Below are 21,987 nucleotides of genomic sequence, written 5' to 3'. Positions count from 1 at the left end.
GAGCCCGCGCCGGGCCCCGCCGCCGCTGATCGCGGCAGCGGGGCCCGGCTCACCGGGTGGCGGCGGCCGTCTCGTCGCCCTCGGTCCTGTCCAGCGCAGCGGGCGCCGCCGCCGGAGCGGCGGGCCCCGGGCGCACGGCGTGCCGTCGCGCGTCGACGGCGAGCACCGCGAGCGCGACCAGGGTCAGCAGCCCGCCGACGAGGGCGAGCAGCCGCGGGCCGGGGCCGGGCAGCAGGGCACCGCCGAGCATCGACCCGCCGGCTATCCCGACGTTGAAGGCGGTGCTGACGCCGGCCGAGGCGATGTCGGTGCTGCCGGGGGCGAGTTGCAGCATCCGGCTCTGCACGGCGGTGCCGAACGCCGCGTAGGCGAAGCCGACGCCGGCGAGCAGGACCACCGTTGCGGATTGGAGCGTGCCGAGGGCGTACAGGCCGAGCAGGGCGGTGGTGCCGACGCTCAGCGGCACCAGCAGCGACCCGGTCGGGTGGGCGTCGAGGGTGCGGCCCACCAGGATGGTGCCGACCACGCCGGTCGCGCCGGAGACGAACAGCAGCGGCGCCAGCGCGGCGTCGGTGAAGCCACTGACGTCGAGCAGCAGCGGTGTCACGTACGTCTGCAACGTCAGAAAGCCGCCGATGCCGACGGCGGTCGCGACCAGCAGCATCGCGAAGCGACGCCGGTGCGGCGCGGTGCCCCGGGCGGCGCCGCCGGACGCCGGGGCGTACGACGGGATCAGCACGACGACCGCGGCGGCGATGGCCGCGCCGACGGCGGCCAGCACCGCGAACGCCGCGCGCCAGCCGGCCTGCTGCCCCAGCCAGGTGCCGGCGGGGACCCCGAGCACCGGGGCGAGCGCCGCCCCGGTCGCGAACAACGCCACCACCCGGCCGCGCACGGTGACCGGGAAGAGACCGGTCACCGCGGGCGAGACGATGGACCAGAACAGGGCCTGGGTGAGCGCCGTGACGACCCGGGCGCCGGCCAGCACGGCGTACGTCGAGGCGAGCGCGGCCACCAGGTTCGCGGCCGCGAACAACGCGAGCGTGCCGCCGAGCAGCCCGCGGCGGGGGATCCGACGGGTCAACCGGGCCAGCGGTACGGACGCCAGCACGACCACCACGGCGTACCCGCTGACCAGCAGGCCCACCTGCGACCGGGACCGGTCGAGATCCGGTGCCATGAGGGTGAGCAGACCGATCGGCAGCAGTTCGGTCGTGATGAACGCGAACGCGGCGGAAGACAGCACGACGAGCGCCGCCCAGGCCCTGCGCGGCGAGACCTCCGGCGCCAACTCCCACCCCTTCCGTCGCCGCTTCGCCCCACGGCCCGGCGTGCGAGATCGTCGCGCCCGCGGGCCGATGGAGATCCCCGGTCGGAGCCGGATCAGGGCCGCGAGGGTCCACCTCGCACCCCGGTGAACGCTGCCGGTAAGAAACGGCGTGCGCGAGACATTTCCTGGTGACTGAGAAGCCTGACAGGGAGGGCCGGAACCAGTGCCAGAACCCGAACCCGATCCCGGTGATCATTTCACCGCCGTGTACCAGGCGCACTACCGGCAGGTGTACGCGTACGCCGTCACGCGCGCCGGTCGCCAGCTGGCCGACGAGGTCGTCGCCGAGACGTTCCTGGTGGCGTGGCGGCGGCTGCCGGCGCTGCCCAGGGCGACTCCGCTGCCATGGCTGCTCGCCGTCGCCCGCCGGATCGTGTACGAGCGGTACCGCGCCGAGGAACGGCAGCAGGCCGTCGCCGCCGAGCTGCGCGCGTGGATCACCGACGCGTCCGTCGCCGACGTCGCGGACGGTGTCGCCGAACGGGCCGCGGTGCTCACCGCGTTGGCCCGGTTGTCCGACGACGACCGCGAACTGCTGACGCTGGTCGCCTGGCACGGGCTGGTGCCCGGCCAGGCGGCTCGGGTCCTCGGCTGTTCCACCGCGACGTACTACGTGCGCCTGCACCGCGCCCGGCGTCACCTGAAGAACGCCATGGTCGCCGCCACCGAACCGGAGCTTCCTCGACCCGCCGCCACGCTCGTTCCGAAGGAGTCGACCCGATGAACCGATCACCAGACGTGATGGACCTGCTCGCCAAGGCCCGGCCGGCGCGGCTGGACCCGCCGCCGCACCGGAGCGACCAACTCCCGCCGGCCGTCGCCGACATCGTGGCCGACGCCTCGGCCGCCGAACAGCACGTCGCGCTCGACCGGCTGCGCGGGCCCCGGCGTCGGCGGGTGGCCTTCCTCGGGACGGTGGGGGCGGCCGCGGCGACCGTGACCGCCGTCGTCGTGGCCGTGACCGGACCGGGCACCGCTCCGCGCACCGTGCCCGACACCGTCCCCGGCGCCGCGGCGCCCGCCACCCAGGCGCCGATGGACTCCAGCCGGTTGCTGCTCGTGGCCGCCGAACGTAGCGACAGCGCCCCCCGATCCGGCGGGCGCTACCTGACCATGCAGACCGAGAGCGGCCGGGCGGTGCCGGTCGAGGCCGCCGACGGCACGTACACCATGGTCGACCGGAGCGGCGACCAGTACTGGCTGGCCCGCTCCGACGCCGACAGCAGTTGGGTGTTCGGGCAGTCGCTCGGCGCCACCCCCGCCACGCCGGGCGACGAGGCCGCCTGGCGGCGCGACGGTTCGCCGTCCGTCGTCCGGATCACCAAGCCGAAGCCGTACGACCTGCGGATCGGTCCGGGCAAGGTCTACGGCGACAAGGTCGACCCGGCGCACCTGTTCGCCCTCGGCGACCGGAACGTCTCGCAGGCGGAACTCGACGCGCTGCCGACCGATCCGGCCGGCCTCCGTGGCGTACTGCTCGGCCGCTTCGACGGCGGAGGTGGCGACATGCCCACCGACCGCGACGAGTGGCTGTTCACCGTCGCCACCCATGTGGTGATCGACCTGCCGGTCAGCAACGAGGTGCGGGCCGCCGCGTACCGCATGCTCGCCACGTTGCCGGGGGTGCGTGGACTGGGAGCCGTGCAGGACATGCGCGGTCGGCCCGGGCAGGCGATCGCATTCACGCCGGGTGGCCCCGGGAACGGGCTCGAGGTACGGCTGATCATCGACCCCGACACCGGGCAGGCCCTGAGCAGGGAGCTCCGCGTGGTGCAGCCGCGTGACTCGTGGTCGTGGCTGGCACCGGGGGCGCTGTACACGTACGACCTGGTTTTGGTGTCGACGAGCACCGACGACGACCCGCCGGCGGCGGACGTCGGGAACTGACCTCCGGAACGACCGGCCGGCGGCGGGCTGTGCCGCCGCCGGCCGGTCGAGCCGCTCAGCGCCAGTTGCTGAGCCGGTCCGACGACCGCCGGGGGTGTTGTCGACGTCCTTCCTGCCGGGACCTCGTGATGCGGTCCGGACATGGCGCCGGTGACGCCGTCGTCAGCCCGGCACCGGGACCGGGGCGGCGGCTGGAGCGGGCCGGTCCATCAGCCGCCAGGTGCGCCTGCGGACCAGGGGGTCGAGGGTGACCAGCAGGTACGCCATGCCCACGACGAGGATGCCGCCGGTGGCGCCGAGCGTGGCCGCGAGCACACCGCCGACGAGCCCGCCGAGCGGGATTCCGGCCCAGGCCAGGCCGCCGACCGCGCCGAGGACACGCGCCCGCAGGCCGGCCGGGATGCGTTCGAACTCCGCGGCGGACAGCAGTGGGTTGATGGCCCCGATCAGCACCCCGCCGACCAGTGCGACGCCCGCGATGACGGGCAGTCCGACCGGCAGCGCCAGCACGAAGATCCGCGGGACGGCACCGAACAGGAAGGCCAGGGCGTACGTGCGCCACCGCGGCAGTCGCGCGCCGTACACCGACACGAGCAGCGACCCGACGAAGGCGCCGGCGCTCAGGGAGCCGAACACCAGCCCGACGGGTGCGGCGTCGTTGAAGCGCTCGGCCGCCCACACCGGGACCAGCACCGCCGTCATCGCCTGGTCGAGCAGGTTCGTCAGCAGCACCATCGCGACGATCGCCCGGAGCAGCGGATCACGCCGGACGAAGCGCAGCCCGGCCCCGAGGTCGGCGAGGTAGCCGCGGACTCCGGTGCGGTGGCCCGCCTCGGCCGGATCGGGTTCGGCCCGCCGGACCCGGACCAGGGTCGCCACCAGCGCGGCGGCGAGCAGGAAGCTGGCCGCGTCCAGCGCGATGACGGCGGGAGCGCCGACCAGCGCGATCAGCACCGCGCCCAGCGGCGCCCCGATCAGCGACCCGAGGCGGTGCACGCTGTCGGCCAGCCCGGCGGCACGCTCGTTACTCCAGCCGGCGGTGGCCGCGACGTCGGGCACCATCGCGTACTTCGCGTTGTCCGACGGCCCGCGGAACAGCCCGACCAGGCCGACCAGTACCAGCAGGACCGGATAGCCGAGCAGGCCGGCGGCGTACAGCAGCGGCACCACGCCGAGCACGAGCCCGGCGATCAGGTCACCGCCGATGCTGGCCATCCGCGGCCCGATCCGGTCGACCAACGGCCCGCCGAGGATGCGCGCCGCGACCAGGGCGCCCATCTCCACGAACGCGGTGACGCCGGTCAGCAGGGCGTCGCCGGTGGTCTGCAGCACGAACCAGGGCACCGCCACGACCGACATCCGGGTGCCGGTGACCGATACAGCCTGGGCGACGAGCAAGCCGTACGCGGACCGCTGACTCATGCTCGGTCTCCGTCCGCACTGTCGGACGATTCATCGGCCGCGGTACCGGACGTGCCGGTGGACGCGGCTCGCGCCGCCAACAGCGCGTCCAGCTGGCCGCGCCGCGGGAAGATCTGGAACTGCGTGCTCATCGCGACGCGTTCCGATCCGTCGCCGGCCCGTTCCGCCGCCCGGTCCCGATACCGCACCAGCAGGGCCATCATGTCGTCGGCGAGCTGCTGCGCCTCGGCGGCGCTCAGGCTGACCGTGAGGTCGCTCATGCTGGCCGCCCGCACCCACTCCTGCGGCCAGTCGGCCAGCTCGGTGATGGACCGCTCGACGTTCTCCGCGTACATCCGCGCGACCGTGCGCAGGTACGCCTCGCCGAGTTCACGCTCCGGGGCGTCCCGGTCTGGAGTGTCGAACCAGGTCGAGCGGTGCACGGCGCGCCAGAAGCGTTCCCGGCCGCGGCCCAGCTCGGGCGCGTCGGCGACGAAGCCGTGCGCGGCCAGTGTGCGGAGGTGGTAGCTGGTCGCCGCGCTGGACTCGCCGAATCGGGCGGCCAGCTGGGTGGCGGTCTGCGGTCCGTCGTGGCGCAGTGAGCCGAGCAGGCGCAGGCGCAGTGGATGGGCTACGCCGCGCAGCGTCCGTGCGTCGAGAACCACGTCCTGCGTGGAGTCGTACCCAGGCTTGTGCGGATCCTCCGTCATGATGCAAAGATAGCTTTGCAAAGAATTCTTTGCAACGAGTTGTTGGCATGATTGGCGTCGCGCGGCCGCTGTGGGCCTCACTGAAGTCGCTGTCGGCTCGCGGGCGGGCGGTTGACGGCTCGGCGTTCCCGCCCGGTTCCCGTGGCGGCTCGCGGAGCACCGGATCAGCCTGGACTCGGCCGAACCCAACGAGAAAGGCCCCGGAGCGCTTTCCGCAGCTCACGGGGCCTACTCAGCACCTGGTGGCGGGTAGAGGATTCGAACCTCTGTAGCTTTCGCGACGGATTTACAGTCCGCTCCCATTGGCCGCTCGGGCAACCCGCCAGGGCACCCCACCGCGTCGTGACGCGGCAGCGAGAGCAAGGATAGCGGCTCCCCCCGGCGCAGGCGCAAGCGGGTACCGTCAGGGGGTCGTACCGCTGGTCAGCGGGGGACACAGGACCACAAACCGCCGGACAGCAGGAGCATGAGCATGGCAGCGAACCCGTCGTTCGACATCGTGAGCAAGGTCGACCGGCAGGAGGTCGACAACGCTCTCCGCCAGACCGAGAAGGAGCTCGCGACGCGGTTCGACTTCCGGGGCACCGGCGCCGAGGTCTCCTGGTCGGGCGAGGAGGCGATCAGTCTTCAGGCCGAGACCGAGGAGCGGGTGCGGGCCGCGTTGGACGTCTTCAAGGAGAAGCTGGTCAAGCGGAACATCTCGCTCAAGTCGCTGGACGCCGGCGACCCGCGGCCCTCGGGCAAGGTGTTCAAGATCGACTGCAAGGTCATCCAGGGCATCGACTCGGACAAGGCCAAGGCGATCAGCAAGAAGATCCGCGACGAGGGCCCGAAGGGCGTCCAGGCCCAGATCCAGGGCGACCAGCTGCGGGTGACCGGCAAGAAGAAGGACGACCTCCAGGCCGTCATCGCCCTGCTCAAGGGCGAAGACTTCGGCGTCGCCCTGCAGTTCACCAACTACCGGTGAGCCTCGGCCGCCCCGCCGGCCGCTGGCGCGGACACGCTTACTGACCTTCGCCGCCGTCGTCAAGGGCCGTCGTTCGTCATCAACGGCTGACGGCGGCGGCCCGGTGACGGCCCGGCTCAGGGGTTCAGCAGCACCTTGATGGCCCGACGCTCGTCCATCGCGCGGTAGCCCTCGGCGGCCTGCTCAAGGGGCAGGGCGAGATCGAAGACCCGGCCCGGGTCGATCTCGCGCCTGCAGATCAGGTCGATCAGCTCCGGCAGGAACCGACGCACCGGGGCCGGACCGCCGTGCAGGTGCACGTGCGAGAAGAAAAGCTCCTCGCCGGGCAGTTCGACGCCGTGCGCCACCCCGACGTAGCCGACGTGGCCGCCGGCGCGGGTGGAGCGGATGGCCTGCATCATCGACTCCTGGGTGCCGACGGCCTCGATGACCGAGTGTGCGCCGAGGCCGTCGGTGAGGTCCTTGATCCGCGCCACGCCCTCGTCGCCGCGCTCGGTGACGATGTGGGTGGCACCGTAGTGGGCCGCCAACTTCTGGCGGGGCTCGTGCCGGCTGACGGCGATGATGCGTTCCGCGCCGAAATGCCTGGCCGCCAGTACGGCGAGCAGACCCACCGCACCGTCACCGACGACCGCGACGGTCTTGCCCGGACCCACCTGGGCGGCCACCGCGCCGAACCACCCGGTGCCGAGCACGTCGGAGGCGGCGAGCAGGTCCGGGACGAGGTCGTCCGGGGGCAGCTCGGGCGTGGCGACCAGGGTGCCGTCGGCCAGCGGGACGCGCAGGTACTCCGCCTGGGCCCCGAGGCCACCGACCGGCTCCCGTTCGACACACGAGGACTGGTAGCCCGCGCGGCAGATGGGGCAGGTGTTGTCGGAGGCGAAGAAGGAGCCCACCACGAACTGGCCGGGCTTGACGTTCCTGACCTCGCTGCCCACCTCCTGGACGACCCCGACGTACTCGTGGCCCATCGGGGACGGCCCGCTGACCGCTTCGATGCCGCGATACGGCCACAGGTCGGAACCGCAGACGCAGGTGGCGGAGAGGCGGATGACCGCGTCCGTTGGTAGGACGATCCGGGCATCCGCCCGCTCCTCCACCCGGACGTCGCCGGGGCCGTGCAGGACCGCACCACGCATGAGGCTGTTCCCTTCGGATCCAGGATTTCGGGCCGCGCTCGCCCGCTGCCCGCCGACCGGACGGCCGGGGTCAGGTGGCGAAGACCAGTAGCAGGATCACGGTCAGGATCGCGCTGATCAGCAGCGAGCCGAGGCAGCCGACCCGGTTCGAGAAGAAGACGAACATGGCCGTCACCTACCCGCTCCGGGTCGGCCCCAGACCTCCCGGTCAGGCCGGGACGGGCTCGTCGACGCGTACCGTCGCCGCCTCCGCGCGGGCGATGGGGCCGGCGGGCAGCGCGGCGACCGCGGCCCCGACGGCGACCGCGGCCCCGGCGAAGAGGAACGCCCAGGGCACCCCGCCGGCGTGGTCGACGATCAGCCCGGCGACCGCGCCGCCGGCCGCGCTCGCCCCGACCGACATGGTGACCACCCAGGTGTACGCCTCGTTCAGCATGCTGACCGGCGAGATCCGGCCGACCAGGGTGTTCTCCAGGGTGAGCGCGGGCGCGATGGTGGCGCCACCGATCACCAGCGCGGCGCCCAGCGCGGCCGGGGTGGGCATCAGCGCGAAGACGGCGAAGCTGGCCGCCACCGCGCCGAGCAGCCAGGCGAACTGCCGGGTCATGTTGGGCGACGGCCGGCGGACGCCGAACCAGAAGCCGCCGGCGGCGCTGCCGATCCCCCAGACGGCGAGCAGCACGCCGGCGAGGCTGTCCGGGTCGTCGGCGGTGTAGTCGGTGGCGAATGCCGGCACGATCACACCGGCCGCGCCGAAGGCGATGCCCAGGCTGGCCACGCAGAGCAGCAGCGCCGGGAAACCGGCGACCCGCAGCGGACCCAGCCCGCGGGCCCGGTTTTCGTGCGGGTGCGGACGCCAGCCGCGCATCACCCGGCCGAGCGCCACCGCGGTGGTGCCGACGAGGGTCACCACGGCCGAGCCGACCAGCGCGGCCCGGGCGTCGGCGACCAGCACGAAACCGGCCACCAGCAGCGGGCCGAGCACGAAGACGATCTCGAACAGGGTGGTCTCCGCGGCCAGCGCGGTGTTGCGCAGGTGGTGCCGGCCGGTGGCGGGAGCGGTCAGGTCGTTCCAGGCGCCCCGGATCGCGGCGGTCAGCGGCGGGTAGGTGGCTCCGGCCACCCCGGCGGCCAGGAAGATCAGCGCCAGGTTGCCGCTGCCGGGGCGGGCCGCGCCGAGCAGGCCGAGCAGGGCGAGTGGGTGGGCGACAGCGGTGCCGAGCAGCACCGGAGTGGGGCCGACCCGGTCGGCGATCCGCCCGGCGACCGGGCTGAGCGCGGCGCCGGAGAGGGCGTAGATGCCGCCGGCGACCGCGGCGAGCGAGTATCCCCCGGTCACCTGCTCGACCACGAGCAGCAGCGCCAGCGGCGTCATGCCGATCCCGAGCCGGCCGACGATGCCGGTGACCAGCAGCATCGGCGCTCCGGGGACCCGCCAGACGCCCAGGTACTGGCGCAGTGCGGCCACGATCGACCTCCATGACGGGTGTAATGAGTGGAAGACGTTTTGACCCTAACGCTCGGTCGCCCGGCGGAGAAACGGTTTGTGCCCGTACACACGGCTCCGCCCGCACCCGGGAGTCCGGGTACGGGCGGAGCCGGCGATGCTCAGGTCAGCGCTCGAACTGGACCGGGCCGGCGCTGGCGGCCATCCGCTCCAGCCGGGCGACCCGCTCCTCCATCCGCGGGTGGGTGGAGAAGAGCGCCGCCACGCCGCCACCCCGGAACGGGTTGTCGATCATCAGGTGCGCGGTGCTGGTGAGCTGCCCCTGAGCCGGCAGCGGCCGGCGCTGGGTACCCATGTGGATCTTCCGCAGCGCGCTCGCCAGGGCCAGCGGGTCCCGGGTCAGCTGGGCGCCGGAGGCGTCCGCCTGGAACTCCCGGCTCCGGCTGATGGCCAACTGGATGACCGTCGCGGCGATCGGGCCCAGGATGATGGTGAGCAGCAGCACGGCCGGGTTCGGCGAGTCCTCGTCGTCCCCGCCGCCGAGCGGGATGAACCAGGCGATGTTCGCCAGCGTGGTGATGATGCCGGCCAGGCCGGCGGCCACGCTGGAGATGAGGATGTCCCGGTTGTAGACGTGCGACAGCTCGTGGCCGATCACGCCGCGCAGCTCGCGGTAGTCGAGGATCTCGGTGATCCCCTGGGTCACGCAGACCGCCGCGTTCTGCGGGTTGCGCCCGGTGGCGAACGCGTTCGGCTGCGACGTCGGGCTCACGTAGAGCCGCGGCATCGGCTGCCGGGCCTCGGTGGCCAGCTCGCGGACCATCCGGTACAGCTCGGGGAACTGTGCCTCGGTGACCGGTTGCGCCCGCATCGAGCGCAGTGCCAGCTTGTCGGAGTAGAAGTAGGTGAAGCCGTTCATCAGCAGGGACACGACGACGGCGATGACGAGTCCACCACTGCCGCCGAACCAGTAGCCCACCGCCAGGATCAGCGAGGTGAGCAGGCCGAGCAGCGCGGCGGTCTTCAGACGGTTGTGATGCACGTTCGCTCCTTCGGTGCACGGATCGCGAGGATCCGCTGACCGGTTCAACAACCCGGTACCCGTCAACCATCCGTCGTATGGCTGTGAGTTGCCTGGGAGCGCGACCACGCGCCCGGCTCAGCGGGCGGCGAGATCGAGCACGAGCTGCGGAGCGAAGCCGATGACCAGGGCGACCGCGGTGACCACCGCCAGCACCACGACGACCGCGCCGGCCGGCACGACCCCGCGGGTCGACGGACCGGCCGGTGCGGTGGCCGGTGTGGCGCCAGCGGCTGGTGTGGTGGCCGGCGGAGCGGCGGCGGGCGCGGCGTAGAGGGCGGCGGTGAGCCGCAGGTAGTAGGCGAGGCCGACGACCGCGTTGACCGCCACCACCAGGGCCAGCCAGCCGGCGGCGCCGTCCAGCAGCGCCCGGACCACCGTCACCTTGGCGAAGAGTCCGGCCAGGCCGGGTGGCAGGCCGGCCAGCCCGATCAGCGCCAGGCCGAACGCCGCCGCCCGCCACGGGTGGCGGCGGGCCGCGCCGCGCAGCTCGTCGAGGCTGCCGCCGTCCGCGCCGGCCGGGCGCAGCGCCACCACCCCGGCGAACGCGGCCAGTTCCAGCACCACGAAGAAGACGGCGTACGCCACGGCGGCCGCGTAGGCGGCGGTGCGGGCGTCACCGGTGCGGCCGGCCGCCAGCGCCAGCGCGCCGAGCGGAGCGAGGATGTAGCCGGCCTGGGCCACCGAGGACCAGGCGAGCAGCCGGACGGTACGCCGCTGGCGCAGCGCCACCAGGTTGCCGACGGTCATCGTCAACACCGCGAGCAGGGCGAGCACCGGGCCGGTCACCTCGGCCGGCAGCGCGTACTGCACCACGGCGAGCAGGGCCACCACCCCGCCCAGCTTCGAGGCGGTGGAGAGGTAGGCAGCCACCGGCAGCGGCGCGCCGTCGTAGGTGGCCGGCGCCCAGGCGTGGAACGGCACCGCCGCCACCTTGAACGCCAGGCCGAGCACCACCAGGGCGACGGCGACTCCGGTCAACGGCAGGTCGAGCAGCTCCGGCCGGTCGGCGAAGAGCGCGCCGAGCCGACCCAGGTGCAGCGCGCCGGTGGCCGCGTAGAGCAGCGCGGCGCCGAGCAGCGTCAGGGTGGTGGCGACCACGCTCACCACGAAGAACGTGACCGCCGCCTCGGCGCTGGCCAGGCTGCCCCGGCGCAGCCCGACCAGGACGTAGAGCGGCAGGGTGAGCGTCTCCAGCGCCACGATCAGCGTGATCAGGTCGCCGGCCGCGCCGAGCACCACACCACCGGTCATCGAACAGGCCAGCAGGAAGGCGTACTCCCCCACCGGCGACTGCCCGGCCCGCAGCGCCGGTCCGGACAGCGCCAGCACGCCGAGGGTGAGCAGGGCGACGACGGCGCCGACCAGCGCGGCCCGGCCGCCGAAGACGTACGAGCAGTCCGCGCCGACGCAGAACGTCCGCCGCTCGCCGCCGGCGCCGACCAGCGCCGCGCCGAGCGCGGTGGCGGCCGCGCCGAGCGCGCCCGCCGCGACGGTGGCCCGCGGCCGGGCCAGCACCAGGTCGGTGACCAGCACCAGGACGGCAGTGCCGGCGGCCAGGTACGCCGGCAGCAGCGCCACGCTGTCGACGCTCTGCACCACGCTCATGCCGGCACTCCGCTCCGCTGCGTGCCGCCCTGAGGCACCTCCACGCTGAGCCTGATGATTCGCTCGCTCCGCTCGCTCATGCCGGCACTCCGCTCCGCTGCGTGCCGCCCTGAGACACCTCCACGCTGAGCCTGATGATTCGCTCGCTCCGCTCGCTCATGCCGGCACTCCGCTCCGCTGCGTGCCGCCCTGAGACACCACCGCACCGAGCCTGATGATTCGCTCGCTGGCGCTCGCTCATGGCAGCACCTCCACCAGGGCGTCGACCGGCGCCTCGGCGACGCCGAGCACCAGGGCGGGAGCCAGCCCGACCGCCAGGGCCAGCAGCACCAGCGGCGCCCACGCGGTCACCTCGGCGCCGGCGAGCCCCGCGGTCGACCGGGCGACCGCCGGACTGGGCCGGCCGTGGGTCACCCGGCGCAGCAGCCGGAGGAAGTACGCCGCGGTGAGCGCCCCGCCGAGCGCCGCCAGCACGCCGAGCGTGGTCCAGAACGCCCCGCCGACCTCGACCGCGGCGATCACCGCGAACGCCTCACCCCAGAAGCCGGCCAGGCCGGGCAGGCCCAGCGAGGCGACCGCGGCGAAACCGAGCAGCCCGGCGAGCCGGGGCGCGGTCTCCCGCAGCCCGGACAGCTCGGCCAGCGACCCGGTGTGCGCGCGGTCCTTGATCGCGCCGGCCAGGAAGAAGAGCAGCCCGGTGATCACCCCGTGCGCGACGTTGCCGATCAGCGCGGCCTGGATTCCGGCGCTGGTGAGGGTGGCCACGCCGAGCAGCACGAAGCCCATGTGCCCCACGCTGGAGTACGCGATCAGCCGTTTCAACTCGTCCTGGGCGAGGCAGACCAGCGCACCGACCAGGATGGCCGCGACCGCCAGCGCGCCGAGCACCGGCGCGGCCCAGCGGGCGCCCTCCGGCGCCACCCCGACCGCCACCCGGATCAGGCCGTAGGTGCCCATCTTCAGCAGCACCCCGGCCAGGATCACGCTGCCCACGGTGGGCGCCTGGGTGTGCGCGTCGGGCAGCCAGGAGTGCAGCGGCCAGAGCGGGCTCTTCACCGCGAAGGCCAGCGCCAGCAGGATGAACGCGGCCAGCTGGGTGCCCCGGGACAGTCCGCTACCGCCGGTGAGCGCCACGATGTCGGCGGTGCCCGCAGCGGCCACCACGACGTAGACGCCGACCAGCAGCAGCACCGAGCCGAGCAGCGTGTAGAGGGCGAACTTGCGGGCCGCCCGCCGCCGGTCCGCGCCGCCCCAGCCGGCGATGACCGCGTACATCGGCAGCAGGACGACCTCGAAGAAGACGAAGAAGAGCACCAGGTCGAGGGCGAGGAAGGTGCCCAGGATGCCGACCTCGACCACCAGCAGCAGCGCCACCAACGCCCGGCCGCTGCCGCCGTCGGGCACCTTCCACAGGGTGTATCCACAGCAGAGCAGGGTGAGCAGGGCGGTCAGCACCACCAGCGGCCAGGAGATGCCGTCCACGCCCAGGTGGAAGCGCAACTCCAGACCGGGCACCCAGGGCAGGTCGACCCGGTGCCAGGGGCGCACCGCCGGGGCGGTCGGGGTGTAGCCGGACCAGGTGCGGTCGCCGAGCGCCAGCAGCGCGGCGGCCAACAGGGTGACCGCGGCGGTCACCGTGCCGACCACCCGGGCGGCCCGGTCCCGGGGCGTCGCGGCCACCGCGACCGCGCCGAGCGCCGGCACCGCCAGCACCGCGACCAGCAGGAACTCCCCCAGGCTCATGCCGGCACTCCGCTTCGCTCCGCGCCGCCATGAGGCACCTTCGCGCTGAGCCCGATGATTCGCTCGCTGCGCTCGCTCATGCCGGCACTCCGCTTCGCTCCGCGCCGCCATGAGGCACCTTCGCGCTGAGCCCGATGATTCGCTCGCTGCGCTCGCTCATGCCGCGACTCCGATCAGGGCGGCGGCCAGGCCGATCAGCAGGGCGCCGGCCAGCACCCCGGCCGCCGCGCGGGGCAGCGCCGCCCGGTGCAGCGCCGCCAGCCCGCCGCCGAGCCCGACCGCGGCCCGGCCGCTGCCGGTGACCGCGCCGTCCACCACCACCTCGTCGGCGGTACGCACGCCGCTCGCCAGCGCGCCGGTGGGGCGTACGACCAGGGCGTGCTGGACGTCGTCGAGCCGGAACGCGCGGGCGAACACCGGCCGCAGCCGGCCCAGCGTGGTGGCCGGATCACCGGCCGGGTCGCGCCGCCAGCGGGCCCAGGCGAGCCCCGCCCCGATCGTCAGCAGGGCGAGCGGCAGCAGCACCCCCGGGCCGAGGTGGGCCAGCGGCGCCGACGGCAGCAAATCCGACGGCCGCTCCGGGGTGGCCGCTGCCACCGGCCGCAGCAGGTCGGTGAACGGGCCGGCGAACCCGGCCAGCCCGAGCAGCGCGGCCGGGACGGCGAGCAGCAGCACCGGCCAGCGCATCACGGCGGGCGGGTCGTGCGGCTGGACGAGCGGGGTGCGCGCCTCGCCGAAGAACGTGCGCAGCAGCAGTCGGGTGGCGTACCAGGCGGTGATCGCGACGCCGGCCAGGCCGGCCAGCCAGACCAGCCAGCCCACCCAGGACGCGGCCGGGCCGGCGTCGTGCAGGGCGGCCTCCTGGGCGGCGGCGAGCACGCCGTCCTTGCTCCAGAAACCGGGCAGCGGCGGCAGCCCGGCCAGCGCGCCGAGACCGACCACCGTGCACCAGAAGGTCACCGGCATGCCCCGCCGCAGGCCGCCCATCCGCGACATCAGCGTGGTGCCGACCGCGTGGATCACCGCACCAGCGGCGAGGAACAGCAGCGCCTTGAACGCGGCGTGGGTGAGCAGGTGGAACAGCGCCGCGGCGGGCGCGCCGACCGCCAGCGCACCGGTCATGTAGCCGATCTGGGAGACCGTCGACCAGGCCAGCACCCGTTTGAGGTCGTCCTGGGCGGTGGCGGCGAGCGCGCCGAGCAGCAGGGTCACCACGGCCATCACCCCGAGCACCGCCAGCGCGACCGGCGCGCGTTCGAAGAGCGGGTAGAGCCGAGTGACCGCGTACACCCCGGCGGCGACCATGGTCGCGGCGTGGATCAGCGCGGAGATCGGGGTCGGGCCGGCCATCGCGTCCGGCAGCCAGGTGTGCAGCGGGAACTGCGCGCTCTTGCCGGCCACCCCGGCCAGCAGTAGCAGGCAGGCGGCGGTCAGCGTGCCGGTGGCGTGGTCGTGGGCCAGCACGTCGGCGATCCGGAAGCTGCCCGCCGAGACGCCGAGCAGCGCGATGCCGAGCAGGAAGCCGACGTCGCCGACCCGGGTGACCAGGAACGCCTTCATCGCCGCGGCGGGCGCCTCGGGCAGCCGGCGGTCGTGGGCGATGAGCAGGTACGAGCAGATGCCCATCACCTCCCAGCCGACCAGCAGCAGGATCAGGTCGCCGGCGACCACCACCAGCAGCATCGCGGCGGTGAAGAGGCTGATCTGCGCGGCGTAGGGCGGGTAGCGGTGGTCGACGTCGACGTCGTCGTGCGGGCCGCGCTTGAGATAGCCGATGGAGTAGACCTGCACGGCCAGCGCCACCGCGGCGACCGCGACGGCGACCAGCGCGGCGGCGCCGTCCAGCCGGACGCCGATGCTGACGGCCAGCCCGCCCAGGTCGACCCAGGTGCCGGACGCCTCGGCCGGCCCGTCGAGGGTGGCCAGCAGGGCCACCGCGAGCAGGAACGTGCCGGCCGCGCCGGTCACCCCGAGGGCGATCGCCGCGCGCCGCGGCCGGCCACCGCCGTCGGGCGGCGCGGGCGGCAGCAGCAGGCCGACCAGACCCGCCACCAGCGGTACGACCGGCAGCAGCGCGCCGAGCAGCGTGGTCGTGGTCACCGCTCCCCCTCGGGGCGATCGGCCGGGCGGACGCCGGCCGCCACGGGAACGCCGGCCGCGGTGGCCGGCTCGCCCCGGCCTTCGGCCAGCGGAACGTCGTCCACGGCGACGCTGGCCCGCAGCCGGTAGAACTGGAGCACGATCGCCAGCCCGACCCCGATCTCGGCGGCGGCCAGCACGATCACGAAGAGCGCGAAGACCTGCCCGCCGTGCGGCAGCGCCGCCCGCACGGTGGTGTCCGCGGTGACCAGCACCAGGTTGACCGCGTTGAGCATCAGCTCGACGGCCATCAGCACCAGCACCGCGTTGCGCCGGCGCAGCACGCCGTAGACGCCGAGGCCGAACAGCAGCGCGGCGGTGACGTACGGGATGACCGGCCTCACCGCGACGGCCCCCGCTCCTTGCGCCCGGCTCCGCTCGCACGGTCCCGCTCGGTACGGCCAGCGCGGTCCCGCGCGGCGCTCGGGCGGCCGATGTCGGGGCGGGAGATCACGATCGCGCCGACCAGCGCGGCCAGCAGCAGCACCGACAGCACCTCGAACGGCAGCACCCAGCCGCGGAAGATCTGTTCGCCCAGACGTTCCGCGGTGCCCGCCTCGGGCAGCGTCACGGCCGTCCAGCGGTACGCGTCGACCAGCAGGGCGGCCAGGCCGGCCCCGGCCCCGCCGCCGATCAGCGCGGCCGGCCAGCCGGGGCGGTCCAGGTCGTCGGAGGCGCCGATCGGCGCCCGGGTCAGCATCACCGCGAACAGCAGCAGCACCACCACCGCACCGACGTAGATCAGCACCTGCACCCAGGCCACCAGTTCGGCGCCGAGCACCAGGTAGATCCCGGCCAGCGCGCCCAGGCAGACCACCAGGTAGAGGCCGGCCCGCACCAGGTGCTTCGTGCCCACCACCAGCGCGCCCGAGCCGACCGCGACCGCACCGAGGGCGAGCAGCAGCACGTCCGCACCGGTCACCGGGCCACCCCTGCGGCCCCGGCCCGACCGGCGGGCGAACTCACGTCGATGCGCGGGACTCGCAAACCCGGCTCACTCCGCGGGCTCACGGGGTGGCCTCGCCGGGCTCCGGACGTACGGCCGGGGTGGCCGGCCGGCCGGCGGGCGCGGCCGGGACCGCGGCCTTGCGCGCGGCGGCGGTCTCCTCCTTGGCCGGCTCGCCGTTCGGGTCGTGCGCGGGCGGCGGCGGCACGGTACCCATCCACTGCCCGAGGTGGTCCTTGTCGTGCAGCAGGTCCTTGATGTCGTACTCGGCGTACTCGAACTCGGGCGACCAGTAGAGCGCGTCGAAGGGGCAGACCTCGACGCAGATGCCGCAGTACATGCAGAGCGAGAAGTCGATGTCGAACCGGTCGAGCACGTTGCGCTGGCGGGGGCGGGCGGCGCCGGGCACCGCCACCTCCTCCTTGTGCGAGTCGATGTAGATGCACCAGTCCGGACACTCGCGGGCGCAGAGCATGCAGACCGTGCAGTTCTCCTCCAGCAGCGCGATCACCCCGCGCGAACGGGGCGGCAGCTCGGGGGCGACGTCCGGGTACTGCTGGGTGGTGGAGCGCCGGGTCATCGTCTTCAGCGTGACCGCCAGCCCCTTGACCAGGCCCGCGCCGGGCACGCCGCGCTCGCCGGTGCCGCCGCCGGCCTCGCTGCGCTCGCTGCGGTCGCTCATGCGGACCATCCTGCCCTGTGCCCGCGGCGCGCGCGACCACCCCCTACGCCCGGTCGGGCCGGGGCCGGGTCACCCGCCGCTGCCGCCGAGGTCGCCCGGGGCGGGCGGGAGCATCTCGACGCCGAGTTGCTGGAGGACCTGGAACAGCTCGTTGACGCTCCACACGTCGACGATCCGCCCGCTGTCGTCGAAGCGCAGGAAGGTGGCGCCGGAGTAGCTGACCACCCGGCCGGTCGGCGGCACCGGGCCGAACTGGCCGGCCTGGGTGCCGGCCGCCCGCCAGTGCACCGCCACCCGGTTGCCGGCGGCCACCAGGTCCACGATCTTGTAGCGCAGGTCCGGGAAGGCCGCCCGGCGGTCCCGGTGCCAGGCCAGGGTGCCCGCCGGGCCGGAGCCGCCGAGCCCGGGGCACTCCGGCGCGATCAGCTCGTACGCGGACTCCTCCCGACCGGCGTTCCAGACGTCGGCGATGAAGCGTCGGGCCGCCGCCTCCACATCGGTCATCCCGGCAGCGTAGTCAGCGGCCGGCGGGCCGGGCGGCCCGAGATCCGCGATGATGGGGGCAACCGAGGACACCGGAGGAGACGGCGTGGGCGGCGAATCAGGCGGGACGACCGGCGGCAAGTACGTCGAGCCGGGCGGCGAGTTCACCCGGGACCAGCGCTACATCGCCACCCGGATCACCGCCGACGGGCGGGACGGCTATCCGGTGGAGCCCGGCCGCTACCGGCTGGCGGTCAGCTACGCCTGCCCCTGGGCCAACCGGATGATCATCGTCCGTCGGCTGCTCGGGCTGGAGGAGGTGCTCCCCATGGCGGTGGCCGGGCCGACCCACGACGCCCGCAGCTGGACGTTCGACCTGGACCCGGGCGGGCGCGACCCGGTGCTCGGCATCGAGCGGCTCCAGGAGGCGTACTTCGCCCGGTTCCCCGGCTACGACCGGGGCATCACCGTGCCGGCGATCGTGGACGTGCCGACCGGGCAGGTGGTCACCAACGACTACGCGCAGATGACCCTGGACCTCTCCACCGAGTGGACGGCGTACCACCGCGAGGGCGCGCCGGAGCTCTACCCGGAGCGGCTGCGCGACGAGATCGACGACATCAACGCGGTGGTGTTCCGGGAGGTCAACAACGGCGTCTACCGCTGCGGCTTCGCCGGCAGTCAGGAGGCGTACGAGTCGGCGTACCGGCGGCTCTTCGACCAGCTGGACCGGCTCAGCGAGCGGCTGGCCGGGCAGCGCTACCTGGTCGGCGACACCATCACCGAGGCCGACGTGCGGCTGTTCACCACGCTGGCCCGCTTCGACGCGGTCTACCACGGCCACTTCAAGTGCAACCGGAGCAAGCTCACCGAGATGCCGGTGCTCTGGGCGTACGCCCGGGACCTGTTCCAGACCCCTGGCTTCGGCGACACCATCGACTTCGACCACATCAAGCGGCACTACTACGAGGTACACCGGGACATCAACCCGACAGGGGTGGTGCCGCTCGGGCCGGACCTGGCGAACTGGCTCACCCCGCACGGCCGGGAGGCGCTCGGCGGCCGCCCGTTCGGCGACGGCACTCCCCCGCCACCCCCACCCCCCGCCGAACGCATCGACCCCACCCACACTCCCCTCCGCTGAGGTTCCCCAGCCCGTTGATCATGAGGTTGGCGGCGCGACGCGCCGATGGCGACGCCGCCAACCTCATGATCAACCGAGCGGGTGGCGCGAGGGTGGGGGTGGGTGGGTCAGAGGGCTACCCGGACGGCGGCGGTGAGGACCAGTTGGGCCAGGGCGGCCGGGACCAGGACCAGCCAGCACAGTCGCTGCAGCTGGTCCTCACGCAGCCGGGGGAACGCCACCCGCAGCCAGATGACCAGGAAGGACACCGCGGCAACCTTCAGCAGCGTCCAGAGCCAGCCGAGCTGCGCGTCGGCGAACGGGCCGTGCCAGCCGCCGAGGAAGAGCACGGTGGTCAGCGCCGCGATCACCACGATGCCGACGTACTCGGCGAGCAGGAAGAAGGCGAACCGCAGGCCGGTGTACTCGGTGAGGTAGCCGAACACCAGTTCCGAGTCGGCGATCGGCATGTCGAACGGCGGTCGCCGGATCTCGGCCAGCCCGGCCACGAAGAAGATGATCATCGCGGGTGCCTGCCAGAGCAGCCACCACGGCTGCCAAGCCTCGACGATGCCGGGCAGGCTGAGCGTGCCCGCCGCCATCGCCACCGACGCCGCCGCGAGCACCAGCGGCAGCTCGTAGCCGAGCAGCTGGGCGGCGCCGCGCAGCCCGCCGAGCAGGCTGTACTTGTTGGCCGACGCCCACGCCGACATCAGCACCGCCACCACGCCGACCCCGACCACCGCGAGCACGAAGAAGAGGCCGATGTCCAGCGGCTGCCCGACCAGGTCACCGGGGCCGAGCGGGATGACCAGCAGGACGAGCAGGTAGGGCACCAGGGCGACGGCCGGGGCCAGCCGGAAGACCGCCCGGTCCGCCTCGTCCGGGGTGACGTCCTCCTTCTGCACGAACTTCACCCCGTCGGCGATCAGCTGCGCCCAGCCGTGGAACGCGCCCGCGTACATCGGGCCGAGCCGCCCCTGCATGTGCGCCATCACCTTGTGCTCGGCCTGCCCGACGAGCAGCGGCAGGGTGAGGAAGGCGACCAGCACGCCACCCACCCGGATCACCAGTTCCAGCCAGAGCGGCATCAGGCCGTACCTCCGTCGCCGTCGGCCCGCTCGGTCGCGGCCGGCCCCTCCCCCGACGGCCGGTCCGCCGGCGGGCCGGACCGGGCCGCTCCCGCGCCGCGGCTACCGGGCGCGCCCGGTAGCGGACCGGCCTCGGTCGCGTCGGCCGACGGACCGGCCTGGGTCGCATCGGCCGGCGCCGGGCCGGCGCCGGGGCGGGCGGTACGGGTCGGCCGGGTGCCGGGGGCCGGCCGGGCGGGCCGTTCCCGGGCCGGGCGGGCCGGGACCCCACCGCGCGGGCCCTCACCCGCCCCGCCGGCGCCCGCCGGTGTCGGCGTCGTGCCCCACTCGCCGGGCGCGGGCACCCCCGGCGGGCGGATCGGCCGGCGTCCGCCGCCCGCCTCGGACTCGCCCGGCTCCTTGGCGCCCGGCCACGGCTTGGCCACCCGCGAGGCCAGCACGAACTCCTTGCGCAGCGGGTGCCCCTCGAACTCCGGCGGCAGCAGCAGCGGCCGCAGCCCGGGGTGGCCGGCGAAGTCGATACCGAACATCTCGTGCGTCTCCCGCTCGTGCCAGCCGGCGCCGGGATAGACGTCGACCACCGACGCGACCGTCGGCGCCTCGCGGGGCACCCGGGTGCGCAGCAGCAGCCCGTGCCGGTGGGTGGTGGACCAGAGGTGGGCCACCACCGCGAAGCCGTCGGCCAGCTCGTCGACCGCGGAGAGCCAGTCGAAGAAGTCGCAGGCCAGCTCGGCGTCGTCGCGCGCGGCGCGGACCGCCTCCGCCCAGCTCGCCAGTGGTACGTCGACGGTGGCGCGGGCGTGCGCCTGACCGCCGGAGACCGACGGGGTGACCTCGGCGGGCGCGAGCAGCGCCACCACCCGCTGGCCGACCTCTTCCGGAGTCATGCGGCTGATCCTATGGCCTGCTCCGCCGGACGCGCCGGGCCGAGCCAGGCCGCCGGCCGGGCCCGGGGCCGGACGGACGCCGGGCACGGGGCCGGACGGCCGCCGGCCCCGTCGGGGCGATCTGCCGGCTTTGCCCGGCGGCGGGGCGGCCGGCGGGGAAAGATGAGGCTCGTGCGCGCTGTGACTGTGACCCCCGGTACCGCCGGCTCGCTGTCGCTCGTCGAGGACTACCCGGAACCGGCGACCGACGAGGGCTCGATCCTGGTCGAGGCGCTGGCGGTCGGCGTCTGCGGCACCGACCTCGAGATCATCGCCGGTCACTACGGCGAGGCGCCGCCCGGCTTCGACCGCCTGGTGCTCGGGCACGAGTCGCTCGGCCGGGTGCTGGAGGACCCGACCGGCACCCTCCAGCCGGGCGACCTGGTGGCCGGGATCGTCCGCCACCCGGACCCGGTGCCCTGCCCGAACTGCGCCGTCGGCGAGTGGGACATGTGTCGCAACGGCCAGTTCACCGAGCACGGCATCAAGGCGCTGCCGGGCTTCGCCCGGGACCGCTGGCGGATCCCGCCACGGTTCGCCGTCGGGCTGGACCCGGCGCTGGGCCGGGTGGGCACGCTGCTCGAACCGACCAGCGTGGTGGCCAAGGCCTGGGACCACATCGAACGGATCGGGCACCGCGCCGAGTGGCAGCCGCAGAGCGTGCTGGTCACCGGGGCCGGGCCGATCGGCCTGCTCGCGGCGCTGCTGGCCACCCAGCGCGGGCTCGCCGTGCACGTGCTCGACCTGGCCACCGAGGGGCCGAAGCCGGCGCTGGTCGGCGCGCTCGGCGCGACGTACCACTCGACGAAGGTCGACCAGCTCGGTTTCGAGCCGGACGTGGTGATCGAGTGCACCGGCGCGCCGAGCGTGGTGATCGACGTGATGTGCCAGGCCGCTCCGACCGGCGTGATCTGCCTGGCCGGCGTCTCCAGCGGCGGCCGGACGATAGATCTCGACGCCGGGGCGTTGAACCGCACCCTGGTGCTGGAGAACAACGCGGTCTTCGGCTCGGTGAACGCGAACCGCCGGCACTGGGACATGGCCGCCGAGGCGCTGGCCCGGGCCGACCAGTCCTGGCTGGAGTCGCTGATCACCCGGCGGGTGCCGGTGGAGAGCTACGCCGAGGCGTACACGCCGGGGCCGGACGACATCAAGGTGGTGCTGGACTTCGCCGCCTGACCGGGCCGGACGGTCCGAGCGGTCCTAGCGGTCCTAGCGGTCCAAGCGGTCCAAGCGGGCCGGACGGTCCGAGCGGGCCGGGCGGGCTCGGACCGGTGCGGCGCC

At 74.2% G+C, this 21,987-nt stretch carries 19 protein-coding genes, 1 tRNA gene and 1 pseudogene; 5 read left to right on the top strand and 16 right to left on the bottom strand.

Going from position 1 to position 21,987, the window contains the following annotated elements; all coding sequences use genetic code 11:
* Positions 1 to 49: 49 nt before the first annotated feature.
* Positions 50 to 1,246, bottom strand: coding sequence for an MFS transporter (locus tag GA0070609_RS32700; RefSeq protein ID WP_231928480.1), 1,197 nt, complete (start codon positions 1,244 to 1,246; stop codon positions 50 to 52).
* Between the two features lie 247 nt (positions 1,247 to 1,493).
* On the opposite strand from GA0070609_RS32700, the gene GA0070609_RS32695 reads away from it, so the two are divergent.
* Positions 1,494 to 2,054, top strand: a complete 561-nt coding sequence (locus GA0070609_RS32695) for an RNA polymerase sigma factor (protein WP_088997353.1) — start codon at positions 1,494 to 1,496, stop codon at positions 2,052 to 2,054.
* Positions 2,051 to 3,217, top strand: coding sequence for a CU044_5270 family protein (locus tag GA0070609_RS32690; RefSeq protein WP_157748357.1), 1,167 nt, complete (start codon positions 2,051 to 2,053; stop codon positions 3,215 to 3,217). Before GA0070609_RS32695 ends, GA0070609_RS32690 begins: the two co-directional genes overlap by 4 nt.
* A gap of 162 nt (positions 3,218 to 3,379) precedes the next feature.
* Here GA0070609_RS32690 and GA0070609_RS32685 read toward each other — a convergent pair whose 3' ends face one another.
* The 3 genes from GA0070609_RS32685 to GA0070609_RS32675 all read right to left on the bottom strand — a co-directional run bounded on the left by GA0070609_RS32685 (position 3,380) and on the right by GA0070609_RS32675 (position 5,652).
* A complete protein-coding gene (locus GA0070609_RS32685) occupies positions 3,380 to 4,639 on the bottom strand; it encodes an MFS transporter (RefSeq protein ID WP_088997351.1) in 1,260 nt (419 codons plus the stop codon).
* A complete protein-coding gene (locus GA0070609_RS32680) occupies positions 4,636 to 5,328 on the bottom strand; it encodes a winged helix-turn-helix domain-containing protein (protein ID WP_088997350.1) in 693 nt (230 codons plus the stop codon). The genes GA0070609_RS32685 and GA0070609_RS32680 overlap by 4 nt, the downstream gene beginning before the upstream one ends.
* Before the next feature lie 240 nt (positions 5,329 to 5,568).
* A tRNA-Tyr gene (locus GA0070609_RS32675) sits at positions 5,569 to 5,652 on the bottom strand.
* Positions 5,653 to 5,800: 148 nt separating this feature from the next.
* Between GA0070609_RS32675 and GA0070609_RS32670 the strand changes: the two genes are divergently transcribed.
* Positions 5,801 to 6,295, top strand: a complete 495-nt coding sequence (locus GA0070609_RS32670; protein WP_088997349.1) for a YajQ family cyclic di-GMP-binding protein — start codon at positions 5,801 to 5,803, stop codon at positions 6,293 to 6,295.
* Between the two features lie 116 nt (positions 6,296 to 6,411).
* On the opposite strand, the gene GA0070609_RS32665 is transcribed toward GA0070609_RS32670, so the two are convergent.
* The 10 genes from GA0070609_RS32665 to GA0070609_RS32620 form a co-directional block, all read right to left on the bottom strand.
* Positions 6,412 to 7,434, bottom strand: a complete 1,023-nt coding sequence (locus GA0070609_RS32665; RefSeq protein WP_088997348.1) for a zinc-dependent alcohol dehydrogenase family protein — start codon at positions 7,432 to 7,434, stop codon at positions 6,412 to 6,414.
* A 208-nt stretch (positions 7,435 to 7,642) separates the two neighbouring features.
* Positions 7,643 to 8,902, bottom strand: a complete 1,260-nt coding sequence (locus tag GA0070609_RS32660) for an MFS transporter (RefSeq protein ID WP_088997347.1) — start codon at positions 8,900 to 8,902, stop codon at positions 7,643 to 7,645.
* A gap of 145 nt (positions 8,903 to 9,047) precedes the next feature.
* Positions 9,048 to 9,923, bottom strand: a complete 876-nt coding sequence (htpX, locus tag GA0070609_RS32655) for a zinc metalloprotease HtpX (RefSeq protein WP_088997346.1) — start codon at positions 9,921 to 9,923, stop codon at positions 9,048 to 9,050.
* 117 nt (positions 9,924 to 10,040) lie between these two features.
* Positions 10,041 to 11,570 (bottom strand): NADH-quinone oxidoreductase subunit N, encoded by a 1,530-nt coding sequence (locus GA0070609_RS32650; RefSeq protein WP_088997345.1) that lies wholly within the window; start codon positions 11,568 to 11,570, stop codon positions 10,041 to 10,043.
* 237 nt (positions 11,571 to 11,807) lie between these two features.
* Positions 11,808 to 13,313 carry a complex I subunit 4 family protein gene (locus GA0070609_RS32645; protein ID WP_088997344.1) on the bottom strand — a complete coding sequence of 502 codons (1,506 nt, stop codon included), beginning with the start codon at positions 13,311 to 13,313 and terminating at the stop codon, positions 11,808 to 11,810.
* 156 nt (positions 13,314 to 13,469) lie between these two features.
* A complete protein-coding gene (locus tag GA0070609_RS32640) occupies positions 13,470 to 15,413 on the bottom strand; it encodes an NADH-quinone oxidoreductase subunit 5 family protein (RefSeq protein WP_088997343.1) in 1,944 nt (647 codons plus the stop codon).
* Positions 15,410 to 15,796 carry an NADH-quinone oxidoreductase subunit NuoK gene (nuoK, locus tag GA0070609_RS32635; protein WP_088997342.1) on the bottom strand — a complete coding sequence of 129 codons (387 nt, stop codon included), beginning with the start codon at positions 15,794 to 15,796 and terminating at the stop codon, positions 15,410 to 15,412. The genes GA0070609_RS32640 and nuoK overlap by 4 nt, the downstream gene beginning before the upstream one ends.
* Positions 15,793 to 16,374, bottom strand: coding sequence for an NADH-quinone oxidoreductase subunit J family protein (locus tag GA0070609_RS32630; protein ID WP_088997341.1), 582 nt, complete (start codon positions 16,372 to 16,374; stop codon positions 15,793 to 15,795). The genes nuoK and GA0070609_RS32630 overlap by 4 nt, the downstream gene beginning before the upstream one ends.
* An 85-nt stretch (positions 16,375 to 16,459) precedes the next feature.
* A complete protein-coding gene (locus GA0070609_RS32625; protein WP_088997340.1) occupies positions 16,460 to 17,089 on the bottom strand; it encodes a NuoI/complex I 23 kDa subunit family protein in 630 nt (209 codons plus the stop codon).
* A 60-nt stretch (positions 17,090 to 17,149) separates the two neighbouring features.
* Positions 17,150 to 17,584 carry an ester cyclase gene (locus GA0070609_RS32620; RefSeq protein ID WP_088997339.1) on the bottom strand — a complete coding sequence of 145 codons (435 nt, stop codon included), beginning with the start codon at positions 17,582 to 17,584 and terminating at the stop codon, positions 17,150 to 17,152.
* 52 nt (positions 17,585 to 17,636) lie between these two features.
* On the opposite strand from GA0070609_RS32620, the gene GA0070609_RS32615 reads away from it, so the two are divergent.
* Positions 17,637 to 18,707 carry a glutathione S-transferase family protein gene (locus GA0070609_RS32615; RefSeq protein ID WP_088998106.1) on the top strand — a complete coding sequence of 357 codons (1,071 nt, stop codon included), beginning with the start codon at positions 17,637 to 17,639 and terminating at the stop codon, positions 18,705 to 18,707.
* A 107-nt stretch (positions 18,708 to 18,814) separates the two neighbouring features.
* On the opposite strand, the gene GA0070609_RS32610 is transcribed toward GA0070609_RS32615, so the two are convergent.
* Both GA0070609_RS32610 and GA0070609_RS32605 read right to left on the bottom strand, forming a co-directional pair.
* On the bottom strand, positions 18,815 to 19,777 hold the full coding sequence (locus tag GA0070609_RS32610; protein ID WP_088997338.1) for a complex I subunit 1/NuoH family protein: 963 nt from the start codon (positions 19,775 to 19,777) through the stop codon (positions 18,815 to 18,817).
* 287 nt (positions 19,778 to 20,064) lie between these two features.
* Positions 20,065 to 20,664, bottom strand: a pseudogene (locus GA0070609_RS32605) (NADH-quinone oxidoreductase subunit C); the annotation flags it as partial.
* Between the two features lie 171 nt (positions 20,665 to 20,835).
* On the opposite strand from GA0070609_RS32605, the gene GA0070609_RS32600 reads away from it, so the two are divergent.
* A complete protein-coding gene (locus GA0070609_RS32600) occupies positions 20,836 to 21,882 on the top strand; it encodes a glucose 1-dehydrogenase (RefSeq protein ID WP_172899451.1) in 1,047 nt (348 codons plus the stop codon).
* The last annotated feature ends 105 nt before the right edge of the window (positions 21,883 to 21,987 follow it).

This window comes from Micromonospora echinaurantiaca, assembly GCF_900090235.1.
GTDB lineage: Bacteria > Actinomycetota > Actinomycetes > Mycobacteriales > Micromonosporaceae > Micromonospora > Micromonospora echinaurantiaca.
This window is presented reverse-complemented; position numbering and strand designations above follow the sequence as displayed.

Bases quoted from the DNA above. Each gene is read 5' to 3' on its own strand.
- GA0070609_RS32620 (WP_088997339.1), bottom strand. From the start codon at position 17,584: ATGACCGATGTGGAGGCGGCGGCCCGACGCTTCATCGCCGACGTCTGG.
- GA0070609_RS32650 (WP_088997345.1), bottom strand. From the start codon at position 11,570: ATGAGCGTGGTGCAGAGCGTCGACAGCGTGGCGCTGCTGCCGGCGTAC.
- GA0070609_RS32670 (WP_088997349.1), top strand. From the start codon at position 5,801: ATGGCAGCGAACCCGTCGTTCGACATCGTGAGCAAGGTCGACCGGCAG.
- GA0070609_RS32665 (WP_088997348.1), bottom strand. From the start codon at position 7,434: ATGCGTGGTGCGGTCCTGCACGGCCCCGGCGACGTCCGGGTGGAGGAG.
- GA0070609_RS32690 (WP_157748357.1), top strand. From the start codon at position 2,051: ATGAACCGATCACCAGACGTGATGGACCTGCTCGCCAAGGCCCGGCCG.
- GA0070609_RS32615 (WP_088998106.1), top strand. From the start codon at position 17,637: ATGGGGGCAACCGAGGACACCGGAGGAGACGGCGTGGGCGGCGAATCA.
- GA0070609_RS32680 (WP_088997350.1), bottom strand. From the start codon at position 5,328: ATGACGGAGGATCCGCACAAGCCTGGGTACGACTCCACGCAGGACGTG.
- GA0070609_RS32645 (WP_088997344.1), bottom strand. From the start codon at position 13,313: ATGAGCCTGGGGGAGTTCCTGCTGGTCGCGGTGCTGGCGGTGCCGGCG.
- GA0070609_RS32625 (WP_088997340.1), bottom strand. From the start codon at position 17,089: ATGGTCCGCATGAGCGACCGCAGCGAGCGCAGCGAGGCCGGCGGCGGC.
- GA0070609_RS32610 (WP_088997338.1), bottom strand. From the start codon at position 19,777: ATGCCGCTCTGGCTGGAACTGGTGATCCGGGTGGGTGGCGTGCTGGTC.
- GA0070609_RS32685 (WP_088997351.1), bottom strand. From the start codon at position 4,639: ATGAGTCAGCGGTCCGCGTACGGCTTGCTCGTCGCCCAGGCTGTATCG.